Annotated in this window: 19 protein-coding genes; 7 read left to right on the top strand and 12 right to left on the bottom strand. The window is 73.9% G+C overall.

The window, feature by feature from the left end; genetic code table 11:
- Positions 1 to 112: 112 nt before the first annotated feature.
- Entirely contained in the window at positions 113 to 574 is a 462-nt protein-coding gene (locus ABD343_RS22145) for a hypothetical protein (protein WP_344530867.1), read from the bottom strand.
- 483 nt (positions 575 to 1,057) lie between these two features.
- Complete coding sequence (locus ABD343_RS22140; RefSeq protein ID WP_344530865.1) at positions 1,058 to 1,621, bottom strand: TetR/AcrR family transcriptional regulator; 564 nt, start codon at positions 1,619 to 1,621, stop codon at positions 1,058 to 1,060.
- 141 nt (positions 1,622 to 1,762) lie between these two features.
- Between ABD343_RS22140 and ABD343_RS22135 the strand changes: the two genes are divergently transcribed.
- Complete coding sequence (locus ABD343_RS22135) at positions 1,763 to 2,842, top strand: FAD-dependent oxidoreductase (protein ID WP_344530863.1); 1,080 nt, start codon at positions 1,763 to 1,765, stop codon at positions 2,840 to 2,842.
- Positions 2,843 to 2,889: 47 nt separating this feature from the next.
- On the opposite strand, the gene ABD343_RS22130 is transcribed toward ABD343_RS22135, so the two are convergent.
- On the bottom strand, positions 2,890 to 3,252 hold the full coding sequence (locus ABD343_RS22130; protein ID WP_344530861.1) for a hypothetical protein: 363 nt from the start codon (positions 3,250 to 3,252) through the stop codon (positions 2,890 to 2,892).
- 168 nt (positions 3,253 to 3,420) lie between these two features.
- Between ABD343_RS22130 and ABD343_RS22125 the strand changes: the two genes are divergently transcribed.
- A complete protein-coding gene (locus ABD343_RS22125; RefSeq protein ID WP_344530859.1) occupies positions 3,421 to 3,864 on the top strand; it encodes a hypothetical protein in 444 nt (147 codons plus the stop codon).
- 56 nt (positions 3,865 to 3,920) lie between these two features.
- Positions 3,921 to 4,469, top strand: a complete 549-nt coding sequence (locus ABD343_RS22120) for a methyltransferase domain-containing protein (protein WP_344530857.1) — start codon at positions 3,921 to 3,923, stop codon at positions 4,467 to 4,469.
- Positions 4,470 to 4,485: 16 nt separating this feature from the next.
- On the opposite strand, the gene ABD343_RS22115 is transcribed toward ABD343_RS22120, so the two are convergent.
- Positions 4,486 to 4,974: a hypothetical protein gene (locus tag ABD343_RS22115; RefSeq protein WP_344530855.1), complete on the bottom strand. Its 489-nt coding sequence runs from the start codon at positions 4,972 to 4,974 to the stop codon at positions 4,486 to 4,488.
- Positions 4,975 to 5,014: 40 nt separating this feature from the next.
- Positions 5,015 to 8,212 (bottom strand): discoidin domain-containing protein, encoded by a 3,198-nt coding sequence (locus ABD343_RS22110; RefSeq protein WP_344530853.1) that lies wholly within the window; start codon positions 8,210 to 8,212, stop codon positions 5,015 to 5,017.
- Between the two features lie 255 nt (positions 8,213 to 8,467).
- On the opposite strand from ABD343_RS22110, the gene ABD343_RS22105 reads away from it, so the two are divergent.
- Positions 8,468 to 9,553: a glycoside hydrolase family 130 protein gene (locus ABD343_RS22105; RefSeq protein WP_344530851.1), complete on the top strand. Its 1,086-nt coding sequence runs from the start codon at positions 8,468 to 8,470 to the stop codon at positions 9,551 to 9,553.
- Between the two features lie 47 nt (positions 9,554 to 9,600).
- On the opposite strand, the gene ABD343_RS22100 is transcribed toward ABD343_RS22105, so the two are convergent.
- The 3 genes from ABD343_RS22100 to ABD343_RS22090 all read right to left on the bottom strand — a co-directional run bounded on the left by ABD343_RS22100 (position 9,601) and on the right by ABD343_RS22090 (position 12,223).
- Positions 9,601 to 10,416, bottom strand: a complete 816-nt coding sequence (locus ABD343_RS22100) for an IMP cyclohydrolase (protein ID WP_344530849.1) — start codon at positions 10,414 to 10,416, stop codon at positions 9,601 to 9,603.
- A gap of 158 nt (positions 10,417 to 10,574) precedes the next feature.
- Positions 10,575 to 11,522 carry a phosphotransferase enzyme family protein gene (locus tag ABD343_RS22095; RefSeq protein WP_344530847.1) on the bottom strand — a complete coding sequence of 316 codons (948 nt, stop codon included), beginning with the start codon at positions 11,520 to 11,522 and terminating at the stop codon, positions 10,575 to 10,577.
- Positions 11,519 to 12,223, bottom strand: a complete 705-nt coding sequence (locus ABD343_RS22090; RefSeq protein WP_344530845.1) for a Clp protease N-terminal domain-containing protein — start codon at positions 12,221 to 12,223, stop codon at positions 11,519 to 11,521. Before ABD343_RS22090 ends, ABD343_RS22095 begins: the two co-directional genes overlap by 4 nt.
- Before the next feature lie 142 nt (positions 12,224 to 12,365).
- Here ABD343_RS22090 and ABD343_RS22085 point away from each other — a divergent pair, with 142 nt between their 5' ends.
- A complete protein-coding gene (locus ABD343_RS22085; protein ID WP_344530843.1) occupies positions 12,366 to 13,046 on the top strand; it encodes a 2OG-Fe dioxygenase family protein in 681 nt (226 codons plus the stop codon).
- Positions 13,043 to 14,119 carry an aminotransferase class I/II-fold pyridoxal phosphate-dependent enzyme gene (locus tag ABD343_RS22080; RefSeq protein ID WP_344530841.1) on the top strand — a complete coding sequence of 359 codons (1,077 nt, stop codon included), beginning with the start codon at positions 13,043 to 13,045 and terminating at the stop codon, positions 14,117 to 14,119. Before ABD343_RS22085 ends, ABD343_RS22080 begins: the two co-directional genes overlap by 4 nt.
- Before the next feature lie 36 nt (positions 14,120 to 14,155).
- On the opposite strand, the gene ABD343_RS22075 is transcribed toward ABD343_RS22080, so the two are convergent.
- The 4 genes from ABD343_RS22075 to ABD343_RS22060 all read right to left on the bottom strand — a co-directional run bounded on the left by ABD343_RS22075 (position 14,156) and on the right by ABD343_RS22060 (position 19,467).
- A complete protein-coding gene (locus ABD343_RS22075) occupies positions 14,156 to 15,196 on the bottom strand; it encodes a polyprenyl synthetase family protein (protein WP_344530839.1) in 1,041 nt (346 codons plus the stop codon).
- On the bottom strand, positions 15,193 to 16,278 hold the full coding sequence (locus tag ABD343_RS22070; RefSeq protein ID WP_344530837.1) for a terpene synthase family protein: 1,086 nt from the start codon (positions 16,276 to 16,278) through the stop codon (positions 15,193 to 15,195). Before ABD343_RS22070 ends, ABD343_RS22075 begins: the two co-directional genes overlap by 4 nt.
- On the bottom strand, positions 16,275 to 17,744 hold the full coding sequence (locus ABD343_RS22065) for a cytochrome P450 (protein ID WP_344530835.1): 1,470 nt from the start codon (positions 17,742 to 17,744) through the stop codon (positions 16,275 to 16,277). The genes ABD343_RS22070 and ABD343_RS22065 overlap by 4 nt, the downstream gene beginning before the upstream one ends.
- Positions 17,745 to 18,006: 262 nt before the next feature.
- Complete coding sequence (locus ABD343_RS22060) at positions 18,007 to 19,467, bottom strand: DHA2 family efflux MFS transporter permease subunit (RefSeq protein ID WP_344530833.1); 1,461 nt, start codon at positions 19,465 to 19,467, stop codon at positions 18,007 to 18,009.
- Between the two features lie 311 nt (positions 19,468 to 19,778).
- Between ABD343_RS22060 and ABD343_RS22055 the strand changes: the two genes are divergently transcribed.
- Complete coding sequence (locus ABD343_RS22055) at positions 19,779 to 20,279, top strand: flavin reductase family protein (protein WP_344530831.1); 501 nt, start codon at positions 19,779 to 19,781, stop codon at positions 20,277 to 20,279.
- The last annotated feature ends 9 nt before the right edge of the window (positions 20,280 to 20,288 follow it).

The raw sequence follows: 20,288 nt of genomic DNA, 5'->3' as shown, positions 1-20,288 counted from the left end.
GCTCCCCGCCAAGAGGTGCCCCATGGTAGGCAGCCCGGTGGGGGCGGGCCAGACCGCGACGGGGGGACGCGGGGGCACACCGGAATGATCCGGCCACCCGGAGCCGTTCCGCTCAGCGTGAGCCGGGCGAGCCGGGCGAGCCGGGGGCGCCGGGGGCGCCCGGGACGTCGGCGGATCCGGCCAGGGCGTCGAGCGTTCCGGCGGGCAGGCCGCGTCGGGCCAGGCGCAGGCGGCCGGTGAGCACGCACTCGTCGATGCCGGTGAGCGCGGCGGCCTCGGGTACGGACAGGCCCAGGCCGTGGCACAGGAGCACCGCGTCCGCCAGGGTGGCGGGCAGGTGCTGGTACAGCGCGGAGCCGGCGGTCCGTTCCGCGCGGAGGATGCCGGCCGCCGAGGCCAGCAGCCGCCAGCCGAACGCGGGGGCGCTCGGGCTGCGCAGCACCTCGGGCCACAGCCGGGCCAGCTCGTGCAGGCAGGCCGCGAGCAGTGCCGCGCCGGTGCGGGTGCCCAGCCGGGCCTGGGCGTAGCGCAGGTACTGGTCGTGGTGCAGCGCGCAGAACGCGGAGAATTCCAAGGACGTGTGCGCCGGGGCGGCCTGAGGAGAATGCGCGGAGTGGTCGGTGCGACGTGACGTGAGCGTGCTCATCTCCTTCTCCCGGAACAGCGAACGCCTTTCGTTGCCCGAGGAAGCTACCGTCCGACACGACGGCGCACCAGCCCTCGAAAGACACGCGTGCAAATCCATCGGCGTCCACTACGCCCACGCTTGTACGGGCGGTAACAGGGCGCGAGTGGTGGCGAGTTCACCAAATGAATCGCGATCGGGCGCTCTCTCGGCCATATGAGGGCACGGTGTGTTCAAAAGTGATCATCGGCCAGTCAAATCCGCTGGGTTTCCGGCTTCCGTGGCGCGGTTGTCCCACGTCGGGTAGCTGGATTATCGGGTCAACTCGACAGTCGAGCATCACCCGAAAAGGTGGCTCGTGCAGCCGCGGATTCCGCGGCTGCAAATGCATATGCAATAACGGATGCACAGTCGCGGAGGGTGTGGCCGGGCTCAGGCCGCCGGGGGCAGGGCGGCGGCGAGCACCGTGCGGATCCCGGGGGCGGGGTCGAAGTTCTCGGCGGGCAGGGTCATCTGATGGAGGATCAGGCCGTCGAGGTAGTCGAACAGGGTCCGGCCGTGCGCGGCCGGAGACGTCGAGCCGAGGGCTTCCAGCCACGGGGACATCAGGGTGAGCAGGGACTCCTGGGCGCGCGCGAGCGGGTCCCGGATGGCGGGACGGGCGAGAGCTTCGAGCACCAGGGTGTAGCGGGCCGCGGTGCGGTGGCGGGCGGGGCCGAGGGCGTGGTGGACCAGGGAGGCCAGCGTTTCGGTCAGCGCGTCGGGGTCGCCGGGGGAGGGGAGGGCGGCGAAGTGCTCCCAGTCGCGGGCGTCGAGGGCTTCGAGGTGGGCCACGACCCCGGCGACGAGGAGGTCGCGGCTGCGGAAGTGGTTGGACGTGGTGCCGTTCGGCACGTCGGCGGCCGTGTCCACGGCCTGGTAGGTCAGGCGCCGCAGGCCGCCGGTGCCGACGATCTCCACGGCCGCGTCCAGCACCTGTTCACGTCTGCCCGCCATGCCGAACTCGCCCGTCCCCTCCGCCGTTTCCGTCCCGTGGTGTCCCGTGCCGTGCCGTGCCGCTCCGTCCCGTGCCCCTCGCGGGAGGCGGAACCACTATAAACATAGTGCCAGCACTGTAAACGTAGTAGCGTCCCGGCCATGACCAGAACAGCCCTCGTCATCGGGGCCGGAATGAGCGGCCTCGCCACCGCCGTCGCCCTGCGCCACGCGGGGTGGGACGTCGAGGTGTGCGAGCGCGCCCCGGCGCCGCCGTCCACCGGGACCTCGCTCGGCCTGTGGCCCGGCGGGCTGCGGGCGCTCGACGCCCTCGGGGTCGGCGGCACGGCCCGCGACCTCTCCCGGGAGGCGGCCCACGGGCGCTTCGTACGCTCCGACGGCAGCCTGATCGGACACGTGGACATGGCGGAGCTGCGGCGTCGCGCCGGTGACGCGGTGCGCGTCATCTCGCGTCCCGCGCTCCTCGGCGCGCTCACCCAGGCGCTCGGCGACGGCGCCGTGAGCTACGGGCAGCGGGTGACCGACGTGCGCGCACTCGCCGCCGACCACGATGTGGTCGTCGCGGCCGACGGCCTGCGCAGCGGGGCCCGTACCGCGCTGTTCGGCGACGCGCACCGGCCCCGCTACTCCGGGGTGAGCGCCTGGCACGGCACCGTCGGCCTCGACGTGCCGGACATGACCGAGACCTGGGGAGACAGCGCCCGGTTCGGCGTCACTCCGCGCAAGGGCGGCAGCGCCCACTGGTTCGCCTGCGCGCGGGCTCCCGAGCGCGCGTCGTACCCGGACGGCGAACTCGCCGCCGTACGCGCCCGGTTCGGGGCCTGGCACGCCGGGGTGCGCCAGGTCCTCGACCGCCTGGCCGGGCCCGGAGACGCCGAGGTGTACCGGAACGACCTGTACGACCTGGCCGCACCGCTGCCGAGCTACGTCAGCGGACGTATCGCCCTCGTCGGCGACGCGGCCCACGCCATGACTCCCGACCTGGGGCGCGGTGCCTGCGAGGCGCTGGTCGACGGCGTCACCCTGGCCCGCCGGCTCGCGTCCCGCGACCGGGTGGAGGACGCCCTGCGGGCGTACGACTCCGCCCGGCGCCGGCCCACCCAGCGCCTCGCCCGCGCCGCCCGCGTGATGAACCGCGCGGTGCACACCCGCCGCCGTGTCGCCCCGGTGCGGGACACGGCGATGCGGCTGTTCCTGGCCCTGGGCAGACCCCCGGCCTGAACCGCCCGCCCGACGGCGGGGCCCGCCACCCCTTGAACACCGGCCTCTCACGGCCGTACGGAGGGCCGTCCCGACCGCCTCTCGCGGCGCCGGTTGCCGACTGACGCCGCCCACTGGCAGCCGGCGATGACGGTCATCGAGCCGTACAGGACGCCCAGACGGGGAGCGTCTCCGTAGACGAGTTCGGTGATTCCCACGGGCGCGACGACCAGGATCATGGCGAGCTCCTGGAGGCGCACAAGGGCGCCCCGGTTCCCGCCCGTCGCCGCCGAGACGGCGAAGACCGCGCAGGCGAGGACGAGGAGCGCGAGCACGGGGAGCGGGTAGCTCCACCTGGCGGCGAGAAACAGCAGGAGCGCGCACACGCCGACCGCGAGGATGTCGGCGTCCGCGCCCCGGAGGTGGGACATCGCGCGTCTCATCCCCGCACGCCTCCGTACCCGTACGCCCGGCCGACCGCTGGCTCGTCCACACCGGACCGCTACCCGGCACGGGCGCCGGGAACCGCCGCTCCGGCGGCGGCCGTTGCTGCCAGAATGGGAGCCGGTGGCCTGATCTTGGGACGGGGGAGCACGGGGTTGAGCGCGGTGTGGACCAGTCTCGTGGCGGTGGCCGGGACCTTGCTGGGCGCGCTCACCACCGGCCTGCTCCAACGCTGGGTGTCCTCCCGCGCCGAGCACGTCGCACGGATGCAGCGCCTTGAGGAGGCGGCGTCGGGCCTGGCCGACGCCCTGACGGACTACCGGGGGCGCCTGTACTGGGAGACGCGGCTGGCCACGCGGTCCGAGCAGAGCGACGGGCAGAGCGACGAGGCGCAGCGCGAGAGCTGGGAAGCGCGGTCGCGGGTGAACTACGCGATCAACAGGCTGCGGCTGGCCACCCGGGACGAACGCATCCTCCGTCTCGCGATGGAGGCCCGCAACGCGACGTTCGGCGTGCAGACCGGTACGTGCGCGCCTCCTGACGCCCGGGAGCGGCAGTTCGCCTTCCTCGCGGCCGTCGCCGAGGCGGCGCGTGTGTGAACCGGCCCACGGCCCACGGCCCACGGCCCCTGGGGCGGGTGTGTCAGGGTGGGGGGATGGCGTGGGACGGTGAGGAGTATCAGGCGCGGTTCGACAGCATCGCCGCCGAGGGCAAGGACGTGCACGGGGAGGCCGCTTTCGTACGGGCCCTGGGGCCGTCCAGCGTGCTCGACGCGGGGTGCGGGACGGGCAGGGTCGCCATCGAGCTGGCGCGGCACGGGGTCGAGGTCGTGGGCGTGGACGTCGACGAGTCGATGCTGGCCACGGCACGGCGGCTGGCGCCCGGTATCCCCTGGCACCTCAGCGACCTCGCGGGACTCGACCTCGGGGTCACCTTCGACGTGGTGCTGATGGCGGGCAACGTGCCGCTGTTCACGCCGCCGGGGACGGAGCGGGCCCTCGTCGCCGGGGTGGCGTCGCACGTCCGGCCGGGCGGCCGTCTTGTCGCGGGCTTCTCGCTGGACCGGGGCTACACCGTGGACGCGTACGACACGCACTGCGCCGCGGCGGGCCTCGCGCCCGAGGCGCGGTACGCGACGTGGGACCGGGAGCCGTTCGCCGACGGCGCCTACGCGGTCTCGGTCCACCACCGGCCCGGGCCCTGACGGGGGCCGTCTCGTCTCAGGAGCCCGGCGCGGCGCCGTCCCTGGACCAGCGGGCGACCTCCGGCCGGTGCGCCATCGGTACGACCAGCTCCATCCGGGAGCCGGACGCCGTCTCGACCGTGAGGAACTTCTCCCGGCGCAGCTCGGTCCGTTCACTCCGGTGCAGCTCCCCTACCGGGCGCCCGGTGAGCGGGGCGCGGCGCTGGAGCAACACGTGCCGGTCGGTCAGCGCCAGGGCGAACTCCTCGCCGAGCAGCGCGTACGGGACGCGCCCTGCCCTCTTGCGGACGGGCAGGACCAGCCGGACCGTCTCGTCCCCGGGCACGGAGCCGCGGAGGTCCCAGCGCCCGGCGGCCCGCGACAGCGCGAGCCGCGTCCCGGCGGCGACGGCGAGCAGCAGCGCGTACCAGGCCACCGAGCGGGCGAGCGGCCACCCGGCGATCCTCGGCAGCGCGAGGGCCGCCACGTAGAGGGCGAGCGCTGAGATCCTCGTCGCGGTGTTCATTCCCGTGGCCCGCGCCTCCCCCTGTGTGGAACTGCCGGCGTCAGTTTACGGAGAGCCGTCGCAGGCGGGCCCCGGGGCGGGGAGTGCCGTGGATCTTCAGGGCCACGTAGCGGGCCGAGGCGGGGCGGGTGAGGCGGCGGACCTCGCCGTGGCCGGTGAGGGGGCCCGCGCGGTGGTAGTGGATGCCGTCCCTGCTGAACTCCACGTGCGCGGACGGGGGCGACCCGGTCGTCCATTCGGTCTCCACCGACCGTACGCGGCGCCGTTCGCCGAGATCGACCACCATGCGGCCGTCCGGTCCCGGGCGCCACGCGGTGTCCGGGTCGCCGTCCACGGCGGTGCCGGGGCGGGACATGCCGGACGGCAGGGGCGAGGTGGGGAAGGTGGTGCGGCCCAGGGCGTGGTCGTCGTAGGGGTACGGGCGGGCGCCGGGCAGCGTGACGCGGGTGCCGCGACCGCTGCGTACGGTCGCGACGGTGGTGCGGCCCTGGCCCGCTATCCGTACGCGGCACGCGGGGCCGGAGAGGTGGAGGGTGGCGCCGTCGGTCACCCGGATCCGCAGGCCCGGGGGCAGGGTGCGGCCAGAGAGCGAGGTGAGCGTGAAGCGGGGCGGGAGGAGCGCGGCCGAGGCGGCGTCGAGGCGCGCGGTGCGGGTGAGGCCGTTCCGGGTGACCGTCTGCTCGCCCTCGTGGACGTGCTGGTGGCGGCCCCGCCGGGGGATGTCGACGCGCGTGCGGACCGCGTGCGCGGAGAGGTTGAACAGGCTCAGGTAGCCGTCGGTGAGCGCCGCGCTCACCCGTTCGTCCGCGGCCGTGGGGGCGGCGTCCCGTGCCAGGGCGCGCAGTTCGGCGGGCGACGCGCCGCAGTGGCCCTCGACGACGAGGGGCACCGTCGCGCCGTCGGCCGGGACGATCATGTCGCCGTAGACGGCGACGGGGTGTTCGCCGGAGCCGCGCACCACCAGCCCCGCGCGGCCGTCGACGTCGAGCCAGCCGCCGCGGCTGCGCACGGCGGGCTCGGGGCCGGTCGCGAGGTCCGTCCACTCCTCGCCGTCGGACGATCCCTGGAGGCGGTAGACGCGCGCGGCGGCGGCCTCCCAGCGCAGCGTGACCCGGTCGAGCGCGTGCGCGGAGCCGAGGTCCACCGCCCACCAACTGTCGGCGCGCTTCCGGTCCTCCTTCGAGACGGCCCAGCGGGTGTCCGCCGCGCCGTCCACCGCCATCCCCGGTTCCATGCCGGGCGCTCGGGAGGACGCCGTCGCCGTACGGCCGCGCGCGAGGTCGGGCGCGCCGGAGCCGTCGCGGGCCTCCACCGCGTACAGCGAGTAGCCGTACTCGGGGTCGGGCTGCACGCCCAGCATGCGCAGGTGACGCACCGTCACCTTCTCGAAGGTCAGCTCGTCGGTGCGCCCGGCTCCCCGGGAGGGCCCGGCTCCCTCGGAGGAGGAGCCGTCCTGTGCGCGTACCTTCGCCGAGCCCTCCGCGAAGCGGTACGTGCGGCTGCCGCTCAGGCCCGCCACGCCCGGCATGGTCAGGTTGTGCACCTCCAGCCGCGAGCCGCCCGCGTGCGCCCCGTCCGCCGCGTAGACCACCGCGCCGGTGGGGAGCGTCGTGTACCCGGCGAAGCCGTCCCCGAGGCGGAGCAGGGTGGCGCTGCCGTCGAAGCCGTCCCGTACTGCGGTGTGCACCCGCACCGCGCGGCCGGTGACCTCGGCCGCCGTCGAGGGCAGGAAGACGGGGGTGCCGCCGCTGAGCCGGAACAGCCAGTCGTCGTGCCCGGGCTGCCAGGCGAACTTCACGAAACCGGGCTTCGTGACCGCGCCCGCCCAGGCCGCGCGGGACTGGTGCGCGACCAGGCCGGGCCCCGTCCCGAAGTCGGTGACGCCCGCCGCGTGCGCGAACAGCCCGTCCCGCGACAGCGGCCGTACGGGCGGCCGGTCGGCGGTCCACTCGTGCAGCAGATAGCTGATGGCCAGCTCGGCGCGCGCCTCCGGCTCGTACTTGGGCTCGCCGGAGAACTTCGCCAGCCGGTGCTCCGGCGGATACGCCTGGTACGCCTCCAGGCGCGCGGCCAGCTCCCGTTCCGCGCGGGCCGCTGCCCGGTCCCCGGCGATCCGGGCGAGGAAGGCGAGGGGGATCACGTCCCGGCCGTAGAGGTGCTCGCGGTCGTTCACCATCGGCATCAGCGGTTCGCCCGCGTCGGACATGACGCTCAGCAGCGTGCGCCACAGGGGCTCGGCGTTGGGCTGCGCGGTCAGCACCTCGGGCAGGGGCCTGCCCGCGGCGAGGAAGTGCGCCGCGTTACGGCCCGAGGTGCGCCACAGCTCCTCCTGGTAGTGCGGGCCGAACGACTCGTGGTTCTCGACGATGAACGTGTCGTACGTGTTGTGCGCGGTGTTGCGGGAGACCGGGACGCCGTCCACGCGCGCGGGGTTGGCCAGGTCGGCGGGCGGCAGCCCGGCCTCGTTCCGCGACCAGGTGCCGTAGTGCGCGGCCCAGTCGGCGTGGCGGCGGTCGTCGGGGGCCCAGGCGAGCGCGGGGGCGTACGTCTGTGCGTAGAGCCCCATCTCCTCCAGCTTGGTGTCGCCGACGTACCCGCCGGTCAGGCCGTTGGGTGTCCAGTCGCCCGAGTCGGGGTCGTCGCCGGTGCCCAACGAGTGGGTGTACGCGGCCTGTTCGCGGGTGATCGTGTCGACGGCGGAGCGCGTCGCGTCGTCCAGCTCGTCCCACAGCAGGCGCGCGGCGAGGATGAAGTACGACTGGAACGTGGTGTCGAAGAACAGCTTGCGGCCCCACTGGCTGCCGCCCGCCAGCCTGTTGGACGCGGCGAAGCGGCGCAGTGTCGCGAGCGTCCGGTCCCTGAGCGTCGCCTCGCTGACTCCGGCCGCCTGCTCGTCGAAGTCCCCGCGCGTCAGCAGGACGGCGTGCCCGAGGACGACGGCGAAGCCGAAGTCCTTCGCCGCGTACGCCCCCTTGGCCGCGTCCCATTGCGTCTCCGACCAGCGGGTGTGCCGGAGCAGGACGCGGTAGTACGTGGCGGCGACCTCGTCGTCCTCCGGCGCGCCCCGGGCGGCCCGTCCCTGCCCCTGCTGCCCCGGCGCCGTCCCCGGGGCCGCGGCGGCGGGGGAGGCGAGGGCGAGGGGGAGTGCGGTGGCGGCGCCGGTCGCGCCGAGGAGCTGCAGGAGGCGACGGCGGCCGACCTCCGGGGAATCTGACCGATCGGACCCTTGGGACCCCACGGTGGTCCTCCTGCCTGCCGACAACGTTGTCACGAGGGGGCCGATTCTTGAGCCGCCCGGGGAAACCTGTCAACACCCGTGCGGCGTGCGGCTGCTCGGCCCCACGGGGCCCGCGCGAACGGAGTGGTGCGCGTTCCCTTGACGGGGTGCGGCGCGTCGCCCAGGGTGTGGCCCGGTGCGTACGGGTACGCCAGGCTCCGGCGGCCCGGAGTCCGACAACGTTGTCAACGGTGAGGGTGGGGAGGTCGTCCGTACATGCGACACAACGACCGGCAGGCGGAGACGCGGGCGTGGGGGCGGTGGGGGCGGCGCGGGGTGCTGAGGGCCTCCGCGGGAGTGGCGGGCACGGCGCTGGCGGGCACGTTCGCCACGGCGGGCCCCGCCGGAGCCGCGCCGGGAGGGCGGCACCCGCGCGGGTCGGCGCGCTTCCCCCTCGGGCCCTTCACCAAGAGCGAGGCGAACCCGATCCTGCGCCCGGAGCCCGCGCACGCGTGGGAGTCGGCGTACCTCTACAACCCGTGCGCCCTGGTCGTCGGCGGCCGGATCGCGCTGCTCTACCGGGCCCAGGACAAGGCGAAGACCTCCAGCATCGGGCTCGCCTGGAGCGACGACGGCCTGACCTTCCGGCGCCGGCCCGAGCCGGTGCTCACGCCGACCGAGCCGTACGAGAAGCCCGGCGGCTGTGAGGACCCGCGCGTGGTGCGGGTCGGCGACACCTACTACCTCACCTACACCGGCTACGACGGCACGAGCGCCCTGCTCTGCCTGGCCACCTCGAAGGACCTCGTGCACTGGAAGAAGCACGGGCCGCTCTTCCCCGACCTGCCCGACCCGATCCACGGCGACAAGCCCTGGAACAAGGCGGGCGCGATCCTCACCACGCCCGTCGACGGCAAGTACTGGATGTACTTCGGGGAGTCCAACATCTACTGGGCCACCTCGGAGGACCTGATCCACTGGAGGACCGTCGGCACCGATGACCCGGTGGCGAAGCCGGTGCACCCCTGGGAGGGGTCCCTGATCGAGCCGGGCCCGCCGCCGTTGCTCACCGACGACGGGCACATCCTGCTGGTCTACAACGGCCGTTCGGACGGCAAGGGCGGCTACCGCAAGGGCCAGTACTCGGGCGGCCAGCTCCTCATCGACCCGGCAGACCCGACGAAGGCCGTCGCCCGGCTGGAACGGCCGTTCCTCGTCCCGACCTCGGACGACGAGCAGGGCGGCCAGGTCAACCACGTCGTCTTCAGCGAGGGGCTGGTCCGCTTCCGCGGTACCTGGTTCCTCTACTACGGCATGGCCGACTCGGTCCTCGGCGCGGCCACTTGGCGCCCCACGAGGTGAGGGCGCCCCCTTCGCGACGGCAGCGGGTCGGCTCTTCGGAGAGTTCCTCACGGGCCTGAACCGGGCCCCGGCACGATCTCGTGGCGGACGGCGGCTTCGGCCGTACGATGCGGCTCGAACACTGCCGCCGCGACGCGCAGTCGGGGGTCCAGCGCGCTCCACAGCTCCTCCAGGAGCCCGTCGCGCCCGGCCGCCTCGGTCCTGACCTCGTGGTAGGGCTCGCCGGTCGCGACCGTACGGCCGTCGGAACGGTACGTCGTCATCAGTACGGCGTCGCCCGGCTCCAGGTCCCGGACCGCGAGCGTCAGCACGTCGGCCGCGGTCCGGCCGCCGCGCCCGCGCCGCGCGGCGCCGAACCAGGCCTCGCGGCCCGGGCGGGTGTCGTCCCGGGCGTCGTCCCCGGCGTCGTCCCGGACGTCCGCCACGACCGTGATGCGGGGCGTGAAGATCGGCGGGTCGGGCTCGTACTCCAGTCCGCTGAGCGCCTCCGCCGGTGCGTGACCGCGCCGCAGCCGGTCGGACACCGTCGCGACCTGCTCGCCGTTGCCGAACACCAGCCAGCCGTCGCGCTCGCGGGCCGCGACGTAGTGCCGCAGCGGATCGTGCGCGGGCGCGCCGGGCACGCCGGGCACGCCGGGCGCGCCGGGCGCGCCGGGTCCGCCCGGTCCGGCTGGTGCGGCTGGTGCGGCCGTCGGCGCGACGATCAGCTCTCCGTCGCCGCGGCGGACCGTCCGGGTCCGGGACGCCGGGCTGCGTCCCGTCAGGAAATAGCCGCCGCACAGCGCACCGTCGAGCGTGCGCGCCCACACGACGCCCCGCCCCGGATAGGGATTCCCCGCCACCACCTCGTGCACCGATTCCACCGCGCCGCTCACCCCTCCGCCCGACTCGTCCGCTGTCGGACGCCATCCAACCGCACGGCGGCCCGCCGCCGCTCGCGCGGGCTACGGCCGACCCGCCGGGTCGCCGAGCGGGCCGACGGGGCCTCGACCTCACCGAACAGGCGTACTGCCCCGCGCGTTCAGCGTGCCGTGCGGAGCCGGGCCAGCCACTCCGCCGCCAGCCGGCGGCCGTCGGGCAGCCGGTCGTGGCGGTCCCAGCGCCAGGTCGTGATCATCGCCAGCACGAGGGCGCGGCATGCGCGCAGCAGCTCCTGGTCGGCGTACGGGCAGTACGCGTCGACCTCCTCGGGCGCGTGCGCGAGATCGAACTCGACGGGGCCGCGGCAGCACGTCTCCAGGTCGACGAAGAGCGGCCCGTGCTCCGTCGCGAGCAGGTTCCCGGGGTGCGGCTCGCCGTGGAGGAGCTGCTCGGGGGCGCCGCGGGTCCCGATGTCGCGCCGCAGGTCGCGCAGGGTCCCGGCGAGCAGCTCCCGGTCCCCGTCGGCGAGCGCCGGGGTCCGGTCGCGGTCGGCCAGGAGCCGCTGGGCCTGCTCGACGCGGTCCGTGAAGTGCGGCGCGGGGACGTCGAGACGGCGCATGCCCGTGTGCAGTCGGCCGAGCGCGGCGGCGCAGTCGGCCGGCGGGACGTCCCGGGCCGCCGGGGGCGGTGCGTAGTACGTCCAGAGCGTGACCGCGTGCCCGTCGTACTCGTGGACACGCGGCGCCACCCGGGGGTCGGGCGCGGCCACGGGGCACCCGGCGGCGGCAAGCCGCCCCGCGAGACCGACCTCGAACCACGCGGCCTCAGCCTCCGGCGCGGACCCCACCTCCGCGCGCCCGGCGATGCCGGGCGCGGCCATCTCAGGGCCCGCGGCCGCGCGTTCGGCGGGCTCGAACCCCGCGGCTTCGCCGCCCATTGGCAGGGGGGTCAGCCGGGTCACCCGGGCCAAGGTGTCGCTGGGCAGTAGGCGGAGGGTGAGTCTGTTCGAGGACTGGAGGATGTGGGCGTCGGTGGCGGAGAGGCCGAGGGACGTGGCGGTGGCCAGGGCGGCGGTCACCGCGCGCCGTACCTCCGGGGTGCGGGTCACGCGGGGGTTGCCCCCGACGACTTGCGGAGGCGCTCGGCGTCCAGGCCCGCGTCGGCGAGGACCGCGCCGCCCACGCCGCGCGCGATCTGGGCGATGCCGAAGAGCAGATGGTCGCAGCCGATCAGCTCGGAGCCCGTCTCCTCGGCGCGCTCCTCGGCGAGGGCGATGGCCTTGCGCGAGTACGGCGTCCAGGCGATGCGCTCGGCGGCCTGGGAGGCGCCCATGCTGAGCTGGTCGCCGACCGCGCGGTGGATCTCCTCGGGGTCGGCGCCGACCGCCGTCAGCAGGGCCGTGGCCGCGTTGTCCTCCGAGGTCAGGCCCCACAACAGGTGCTCGGTGCCGATGTAGTTGTTCCGGTGCTGCACCGCGGCCTGCTTCATGTGCGTCATGGCCTGCTGGAGGTCCTCGGTGAGCATCTCCGGGGTGTACCGCTTGTGGGGGGCGTGGAAGCGCTGCTGCACGGCCTGCCGGGTCACGCCCAGGGCCGAGCCGATGTCCGTCCAGGAGATGCCGTGCAGACGGCAGTGCTCCACGTAGTCTTCGACCAAGTCGTCGGCGAGGGCCTGGAGTTGTCCGGCGAGTCCGGCGGCCGAGGTGAGCAGGGCCAGCCAGTCGGGCTGCTCGTGCCCCCCGGGGCGGTGCGCGACCTCGCAGGTGCGGTCGACTTCGGCGATCAGATCGTCAAGGTCAGGAAGTGCCATGGTGCAAGTAAGCCTTGACAAAGGGAGATTGTCAAGCCCTGCTTGCTTCTGTGGGGGTGCTCGTTCCTTGACCCTCCGGAGCCGACCGTGATCGACTCGGCCCGCATTGTGGATCAACTCCTTCGGGAATGCGGGGACAGGAATGCGCCTGAGGCTTCTCAATGCGAGCGGGAAGATATCCGACGAGCTGATCGAGAGCTTCTCGGAACTCACCGCCGACAACTATCTGAAATCCCGGGTCCCCTTCCGCTTCCGGGCCTTCGCCAGTGCCCTCGTCAAGGGCGACACCCTGCGCTGGACGGACGACGACTCGTTCTTCCAGGACACGGACATCAATATGTACGCGGGCGGCGTCGAGCGGCGGTTTCCGCAACTCGGGGCACCGGCACGGGAATTCGCCGAGCGGCTCGTCCTCGCGCCCGAGGTGCGGCGGTTCGTCGGTGCGGAGGAGTTCACCGCCGGGTGCCACCAGATCCGCGTCGTCGCCACCGATGACCAGGTCGGACTGCCCGCACCCGAGGGCTTCCACCGGGACGGCTTCGACCGCGTCGCGGTCACGTGCGTCGCCGTGGAGAACGTCAGCGGGGCGATCTCCCTCGTCCGCGCGCGTTCCGGGGACGAGGAGAGGGGCGAAGAGCGGGGCGAAGAGGGCGACGACGTGCTGCTCGACCGTACGATGCCGGCCGGAGAAACCCTGCTCTTCGACGACACCAGCGTGCTGCATTACGTCACGCCCATGACCCCGAAATTCCCGGAGAGGCCCGCGTACCGGGACGTCGTCGTCATCACTTTCGCGAAAGAGAACGGGGGAGCACCCGCGTGAGCATTGCCGAATACACGATCCAGAGCTGGCTCTTCGACGAGGCCGAGGGGCGTTACGACATCGACCTCGCGGAAAGCGGCGTACGGTTCCAGCTCCTCTCCGATCTGCGGCTCGATCCGGAATGGGACCTCGACTACAGCCTGGACCGGGGACGCGCCGCGCTGCGCGAGGCCATCGCGGGGATCTACGGCGCCGAGCCGCCCGCCGCCGACAGCGTCGCCGTCACGCACGGCGCACAGGAGGCCCTCTACCTCCTCTACCGCTCGCTGCTGAGCCCCGGCGACCACGTCGTGGCCACCAGCCCCGGCTGGCAGCAGGCGTGGGAGGTGCCGCGCGCCGCCGGGTGCGAGGTGACCGTGCTGCCCTGGCGGCCCGGCACCCCCTTCGACACCGCGGCACTGGCCGCCGCCGTCGGCCCCCGTACCCGCGCGATCGTCATCAACAGCCCGGGGAACCCCTCCGGTTGCGTCCTCGGCGAGGAGGAGTGGGCGGCCGTCACGGAGATCGCCGCGGGCTGCGGGGCCTGGCTGGTCAACGACGAGGAGTATCTGCTGGACTTCCGCGACTCCGTCGTCCACCGCACCCCGCTCGGCATCTCCGTCTCCAGCCTCTCCAAGGTCTACGGCATGCCCGCGCTGCGGCTCGGCTGGATCCACGCCCCCGGCGCGGTCGTCGAGGGCGCGGTCAACTACAAGCGGTACACCACCGTCTCCAACTCCGCTGTCTGGGAGCGCGCCGCCGAGCAGGTCCTCGCCGAGCGCGACCGGCACGTGGAGCGGTACCGGCGGCTGGTGGCGCCGGGCGCCGAACTGCTCGACACGTTCGTCGCCCGGCACCCGGACCGCCTGCGCCTCGTCCGCCCCCAGGGCACCCCGTTCGCCTGGCTGGAGACGGCCGTACGGACGCCGTCCCGCGAGCTGGCGGAGCGGCTCGTGGCCGAGCACCGGACGCTGGTGATGCCCGCCGAGGTGTTCGGCGCCGAGCACGCCGTACGCCTCAGCTTCGCGCGTCCCGCCGATGTCCTCGAAGAGGGGCTGACCCGCTTCGACAAGCTGCTCGCGGAGACCGACTGACGGCGTACGCGGGGAGGGAGCCCGCCGGGAGGGAGGCTAGCGCTCCCTCCCGGCCGTGATCAGTCCGGCCAGCGACGCGAGCGCGCGGGCGCCCTCGGGGGCGGGGGCGCCCGCGTCCAGAGCGGCGAGCGCCTCCGCACGCTGCCGTGCCGCCTCCTTCTCCGCCCACGCCCGTCCGCCCGCGCGCTCGACCAGCTCGGCGGCCGTACGGACCCCGGCGTCGTCGAGCGGGCCGGTGCCGCGCAGATACAGCTCCGCCAGCTCCCGGCCCGCCGGGGTCCCGGAGGCCAGGGCCGCGACGACCGGCGGGGACTTCTTGCGGTGCCGCAGGTCCGCGCCGACCGGCTTGCCGGAGCGCGCGCTGCGTCCCCAGATCCCGAGCAGGTCGTCGGTGAGCTGGAAGGCGACGCCCAGGTGGTGGCCGAACCGGCGCAGCGCGGCCGTACGTTCGGGCGCGGCGCCCGCCGCGAGCGCGCCCAGCGCGCAGGCGGCGGAGAGGAGCGGCGCGGTCTTGCCCGCCGCCATCCGCAGACACTCGTCGAGCCGTACGTCGCCGCGCGTCTCGAACTCCAGGTCCGCGCCCTGCCCGCCGACGAGCACCAGCAGCGCCTCGCACAGCTCGGCCACCGCGCCCGGCTCGTCCGCCAGCGCCTCCATCGCGAGGACGAGCAGCGCGTCGCCGGTGAGCACGGCGGGCCCCTCGCCGAACCGGGCCCAGACGGCGGGGCGTCCGCGCCGGGTGGCGTCGCGGTCCATCAGGTCGTCGTGCAGCAGAGAGAAGTTGTGCACCAGCTCCACCCCGGCCGCCGCGGCCACCGCCTGCTCGGCCGTGCCGCCCACGGCCCGCGCCGAGGCCAGCGCGAGCGCGCCGCGCACGCCCTTTCCCCAACCGCCCTCCGCGGGGTCGCCGTCCGCGTCCCGCCAGCCGAAGTGGTAGGCGGCGAGCGGGCGTACGGGCTCGGGGAGGCGGGCGACCGCCTTGCGCAGCGCGGGCTCGGTCAGCATCCGGGCCCGCTCCAGCAGCTCCCACGCCTCCTCGGGACCGACAGCCTCCTCCGCCGTTCCGGCGGGGCTCACCGGTCGGCCTCCACGAGCCCGTCCGCCTCCACGAGCGCCGGCTCCAGATAGCCGTCGGGCAGCGCGGTGTCCGCGCCGTACCGGTGGGTGCGGCGTGACCAGTCGAGGTTGCCCCGCATCCAGGTGCGCATCCCGGCGAGGCCGCCCTCCAGCGCGCGCGACGGCGCCGGGTGGGCGGCGCGCAGCTCGGCCTCGGCGGCGAGATAGCGCGCGGTCTCCCCGGCGACGGCCCGTACGACCTCGCACAGCGCCTTGTCGTCGGGCAGCCCCCGCTGGTGCCCGACGATGTGCACGAGGTTGTGGAACTCGCCGAGCGCGCGCTCCTTGGCGAGCGAGTAGACGTCGTTGACCCAGCACACCACGTCGCAGGCGGCGTCGAGTGCGGTGAGGTACGCGGCGGACTCCTCGATCTCCGGCGGCAGTTCGGCGGACTCGGCGATCTCGATGAGGTCCATGCAGACGTATATCGCGCCGGTGTGCCGCCGGTTGGCCACGTACTCGTCCTCCGGCGGGACCCGGCCGCTCAGCCGGTTGCCCGCCTCCCAGACGGCCGCGGTGGTCAGGCACTGCGCGAGGTGCCCGGCGAACCGGGCCCGCCAGCGCGCCGAGGTGCCCTCGGCCGTACGCCGCCACAGGTCGGCCAGCGAGGCGACGACGGGGAGCCGGGAGGACGGGGCCAGGGCCGGGGTCGGGGACGGGGACGGCTCGGCGGCCGTCTCGTCGGGGGAGCGGTCGAGGACCTCGCGCATCTGCCCGATGACCTCGGCGAGCTGCTCGGGGGAGCGGCCGAAGGAGCCGTCGTCGAGCTGGTCGTCGACGAGGAAGAGCCAGGCGAACCAGTCGGCGAGCAGATCCAGCCGTTCGGGCGGCGCCGTCGGGTAGACCAGCGCGGCGAACCAGCCGAAGTCGGCGTGCTCGAAGCGGCGCCGGGCGCGCTCTCCCCGGATGAGTCCGGTCTCGTGGGTCCAGTGCCGCAGATGGGCGCGGGCCCGTTCGGCGTGCGGGTTGACGGAGAAGGGGAAGGGGCAGGCGATGTCGGGCACGTCGGCTCTCCGGTTCATCTCGGCTCTCCGGCTGCTCATCGGGGCTCCAGGCGGAGGTGGACGCCGCCCTTGGGGTGCAGGGTGATCAGGGGATCGGGCTCGACCTCGGGCGCGCCGTCCGGCAGGACGAGCCGGTGGCGGCGGGCCACGGTCGTCAGGGCGAGCACCAGTTCGGTGAGCGCGAAGTGCTTGCCGATGCAGACCCGGGGGCCGCTGCCGAACGGCACGTAGGCGTGCTTGGGCCGGGCCGCGACGGCCTCCGGCGCGAAGTTGTCCGGGTCGAAGGTGTCCGGGGCGGGCCAGAAGTCCGGGTGCCGGTGGAGGAAGTAGCTGTTGATCAGCACATTGCTGTGCGCGGGGATGCGGTGGCCCCCGATCTCGTCGTCCACCAGGGCGCGCCGCATGGTCTGGTACGCGGGCGAGTAGATCCGCAGCGTCTCGTCGATGACCCGCCGGGTGTACGGGAAACGGGGCAGGTCGTCGAAGCCGGGGACCCGCCCGTCGTCGAGCACCTCGTCGACCTCCGCGTGCACCCGCGCCTCGGCCTCGGGGTGCCGGGCGAGCAGATAGAAGGCCCAGGACAGGGCGTTCGTCGTGGTTTCGTAGGCGCCGATGCAGAGGTTGAGGACCTCGTGGTGGAGCTGCTCCAGGTCCATGCCGGAGCCGTCGTCGTCGACGGTGTGCATGAGCAGGGTGAGCAGGTCGGGGGCTTCTTCCTCCGCGTCCGCCTCGCCCGGGGGCCCGTCGGCGAGGCGGCGCTCGATGAAGCCGGAGACGAAGGAGTCCATGTCGTCCACGGCGCGGCGCAGCACCCGGTGGCTGGGGGTGGGCACGCTCAGCGGCGGGAACGGGAAGCGGAAAAAGTCGGCGAGGATGGCGTTCGCCGCGCCGAAGGCCTGCTCGAAGTCGCGTGCGGAGTCGCCGACCTGGGCGCTGAACAGCGAGCGGGTGACGATCCGCAGCGCGAGCTGGCCGATCTCGTCGGTGACGTCCAGTGGACGTGCGTAGGGCTCGGGCCGGGAGGTCCAGCGCTCCAGCATCAGCTCGGTCTCGTCCGTCATGTTGCGGGCGAACGTGGCGACGGTGCGCGGCGTGAAGTGCGGGGCCATCATGCGGCGCTGGCGGCGCCATCGGTCCATGTCCGCGATGGCGATGAGCCCGTCGCGCAGCACGGGCCGGACGATCTTGAAGAGGGCCGCGCCCTTGTCGTACCGCTCGCTGTGCTCGACCAGAACGTGCTGGATGTGGTCGGGGTGGTTGATGAGCACCATGGGGATGCCCAGCGGGCGGAACCGGAAGAGGTCGCCGTGCTCCTCTATACCGCGCGCGAGGAAGCCGAGCTGGTCGCGCCGGAACGCGAGGGCGCTGCCGACGCGGTGCCGGGGCGAGGCGAGCGGGGGCAGTTCGGGGGGCAGGTCCGGCGGCAGCTCCGCCGGTCCGGCGGGGTCCGCCGGGCCCCCTCCCTTCCTGGGCTCCGTGGGCTCGCTGCGTTCTTTCACGGGCATGGGTCACTCCGGATACGGGACGTCGTACGGGACAGAGGGACAGCTCAGCGCCGGTGCGGGGCACGTCGGGGCGCGAGGGCGCGAAGCTAACCGGCCGTGGGGACGCGGGGCCAGAGTTGGTGCCGTGAGGAAGAACCGGTGCCCGTCCCGCTCGGGGGAGGGCGGGACGGACACCGGGGCCAGGGGGAGAGGAAAGAAGAAGGAAAGGAGAGGGCAAGGGGAGGGAAAGAAGGGGAGGGAGAGTGGGGAGCGGAGGCGAAGGCTAGGCGGGCTGCGGAACCGCCGCCTTGGCCGCGCGGCGCTCCGCCGACGTCAGCAGCAGCGTGGGGACGGTGGCCAGCGCGGCGGCGCCCAGCACCCACCAGAACGCGGTGCCGAAGGCGGCGGCCTGCCCGGCGTGGCCGGTCGCCGACGTCAGCCGGTCCTGGAGGACGACCGCGAACAGCGCCGTGCCCGTCGAGCCGCCGACCCGTTGGAGGACGCCGATCTGCACGGTGGCGTCGTTGACCCCGGTGGGCGGGACGGCCCGGTAGGCGGCCGTCGTCGCGGGGATCGTGCAGGCGCCGATGCCGAAGCCGCGGGCGACCATCGCGGCGCCCAGCAGCCAGTACGACGTACCCGAGCCGATCATCATGAACGGGACGGTCGCGACGATGCTGACGACGCCGCCCGCGCACGCGGTCAGCCCGGCGCCCAGCTTCTCCACGAGCCGCGCGCTCATCACCATCGCGAGCCCGGCGCCGATGCCCTGCGGGATCAGCAGCAGTCCGGTGGCCGTCGGATCCTCGCCGCGGACGGTCTGGAAGTAGAGCGGCATCAGGATGATCGAGCCGAAGACGGCCGAGCCCAGGCAGAAGTTGGTGAGCTGCGCGGCGCTGTAGAGCTTGTTCTTGAAGAGCCGTACGTCCACGAGCGGGCGCTCGGCGCGCAGCGCGTAGAGCACGAAGCCCGCGATCAGCAGCGCGCCGACGGCCAGTGAGGCGAGGACCGCGGGGGAGTCGGCCCTGCCCTTCGAGCCGATCTGCGCCAGCCCGTAGGTCAGCGCGACGAAGCCGAGCGAGACGGCGGCCAGTCCGGGCACGTCCAGCTTCCCGGCCGCGCGGCGGCCCTCGTCGGCGGGGATCATGCGCTGGGCGAGGACGACGGTGAGCACGCCGATCGGCACGTTGACGAAGAAGATCCAGTGCCAGCTCGCGTGCTCCAGCAGCAGTCCGCCCAGCGCCGGTCCGAAGACGGGCGCGAGCAGCGTGGGGATTCCGCTGACGCTCATGACGCGGGCGAGCCGCGCGGGGCCCGCCGTGCGCACGGTGATCATCTGCGCGATGGGGAGGGTGAGCCCGCCGGCGGCGCCCTGGACGGCGCGGAACGCGATCAACTGCCCGGCGTTCTGGGCCAGTCCGCAGGCGAGCGAGGCGAGCGTGAAGAGGGCGATGGAGAGGACGTACATCTGCTTGGCGCCGAACCGGGTGGCGGCCCAGCCGCTGACCGGGATGACGGCCGCCAGGCCGAGGAGGTAGGCGGTGACCACCCACTGGATGGTCGCCAGGGAGGCGTCCATGTGCTGTGACAGCGACTGCAGCGCCACGTTGACGATCGTCGCGTCGAGGAACGACATGATCGAGCCGAGCACCGTCACCAGGACGACGCGGCGCAGCAGCGGCGGGAAGCGGGTGGACCCCTCGTCGGCCGCGGGAGCGGAACTCGCGGCATCGGAAGCGGACATGGGAACGACTGACTCCTCCGGGTACGGGCAGCGGTCAGCGCGCGCCCCACAGCGGGGGCGACGACGGAGCAATCATTCGTTGACAGTTCCCGAGTGTCAATGAGTGCTTGCCAAAACCGGGGGCGCCGCCCGGGCGTCAACCTCCGTAACAGGCACGCAAGTTCTGTCCGTGATCAGTCCCAGTAGGGGCAGTCCTGTAACCCCGGTACGGGGAACCATCCGTTCCCTTCACTCCCCCGTCGCGGCCTTGGTTCAATCCGTCCCGCACGTCCCAGTGACGGGATCTTGTACGGCCGAGGCGAGGGGGTGCCGTGACGGTTGATCGGCCCACGAACGACTTCCAGTCAGGAATGCGCAAGCTGGCGGGCGGCGTCTGTGTGATCTCCGCGGTCTCCGCTGCGGGCGAGCGGTGCGGGCTCACCGCGACCGCCGTCTGCTCCCTGACCCTCGACCCCCCGACCCTGGTGGCCTGCGTCAACAAGCGGACCCGGCTGGGCTCCGCCGTCCGTGAGGCACCCGCCTTCGCGGTCAACGTCCTGTCCTCCTCCCAGCTCCCCGTCGCCCGGGCCTTCGCCGGAATGGTCCCCGGCGTCCGCGGAACCGCGCGCTTCGCGCACGGCGACTGGGAGGAGGGCGCCCTGGGCGCCCCGGTGCTCGCGGACAGCCCCGCGAGCTTCGTGTGCACCCTGGACGACGCCGTGGACCGCTCCACCCATCTGCTGCTCCTCGGCCGCGCCGTGGACATCCGTACCGCACGTCAGGAGACCCAGCCGCTGCTCTACGTCGACAGGCAATTCCACTCGCCCCACTGAGAGGACGGA

It is taken from the genome of Streptomyces albiaxialis, assembly GCF_039530985.1.
GTDB classification, from domain to species: domain Bacteria; phylum Actinomycetota; class Actinomycetes; order Streptomycetales; family Streptomycetaceae; genus Streptomyces; species Streptomyces albiaxialis.
This window is presented reverse-complemented; position numbering and strand designations above follow the sequence as displayed.

Coding starts and splice junctions, on each gene's coding strand:
- ABD343_RS22060 (WP_344530833.1), bottom strand. CDS start 19,467: ATGTCCGCTTCCGATGCCGCGAGTTCCGCTCCCGCGGCCGACGAGGGG.
- ABD343_RS22135 (WP_344530863.1), top strand. CDS start 1,763: ATGACCAGAACAGCCCTCGTCATCGGGGCCGGAATGAGCGGCCTCGCC.
- ABD343_RS22120 (WP_344530857.1), top strand. CDS start 3,921: ATGGCGTGGGACGGTGAGGAGTATCAGGCGCGGTTCGACAGCATCGCC.
- ABD343_RS22070 (WP_344530837.1), bottom strand. CDS start 16,278: ATGAGCAGCCGGAGAGCCGAGATGAACCGGAGAGCCGACGTGCCCGAC.
- ABD343_RS22090 (WP_344530845.1), bottom strand. CDS start 12,223: ATGGCACTTCCTGACCTTGACGATCTGATCGCCGAAGTCGACCGCACC.
- ABD343_RS22085 (WP_344530843.1), top strand. CDS start 12,366: ATGCGCCTGAGGCTTCTCAATGCGAGCGGGAAGATATCCGACGAGCTG.
- ABD343_RS22105 (WP_344530851.1), top strand. CDS start 8,468: ATGCGACACAACGACCGGCAGGCGGAGACGCGGGCGTGGGGGCGGTGG.
- ABD343_RS22140 (WP_344530865.1), bottom strand. CDS start 1,621: ATGGCGGGCAGACGTGAACAGGTGCTGGACGCGGCCGTGGAGATCGTC.
- ABD343_RS22130 (WP_344530861.1), bottom strand. CDS start 3,252: ATGTCCCACCTCCGGGGCGCGGACGCCGACATCCTCGCGGTCGGCGTG.
- ABD343_RS22065 (WP_344530835.1), bottom strand. CDS start 17,744: ATGCCCGTGAAAGAACGCAGCGAGCCCACGGAGCCCAGGAAGGGAGGG.
- ABD343_RS22115 (WP_344530855.1), bottom strand. CDS start 4,974: ATGAACACCGCGACGAGGATCTCAGCGCTCGCCCTCTACGTGGCGGCC.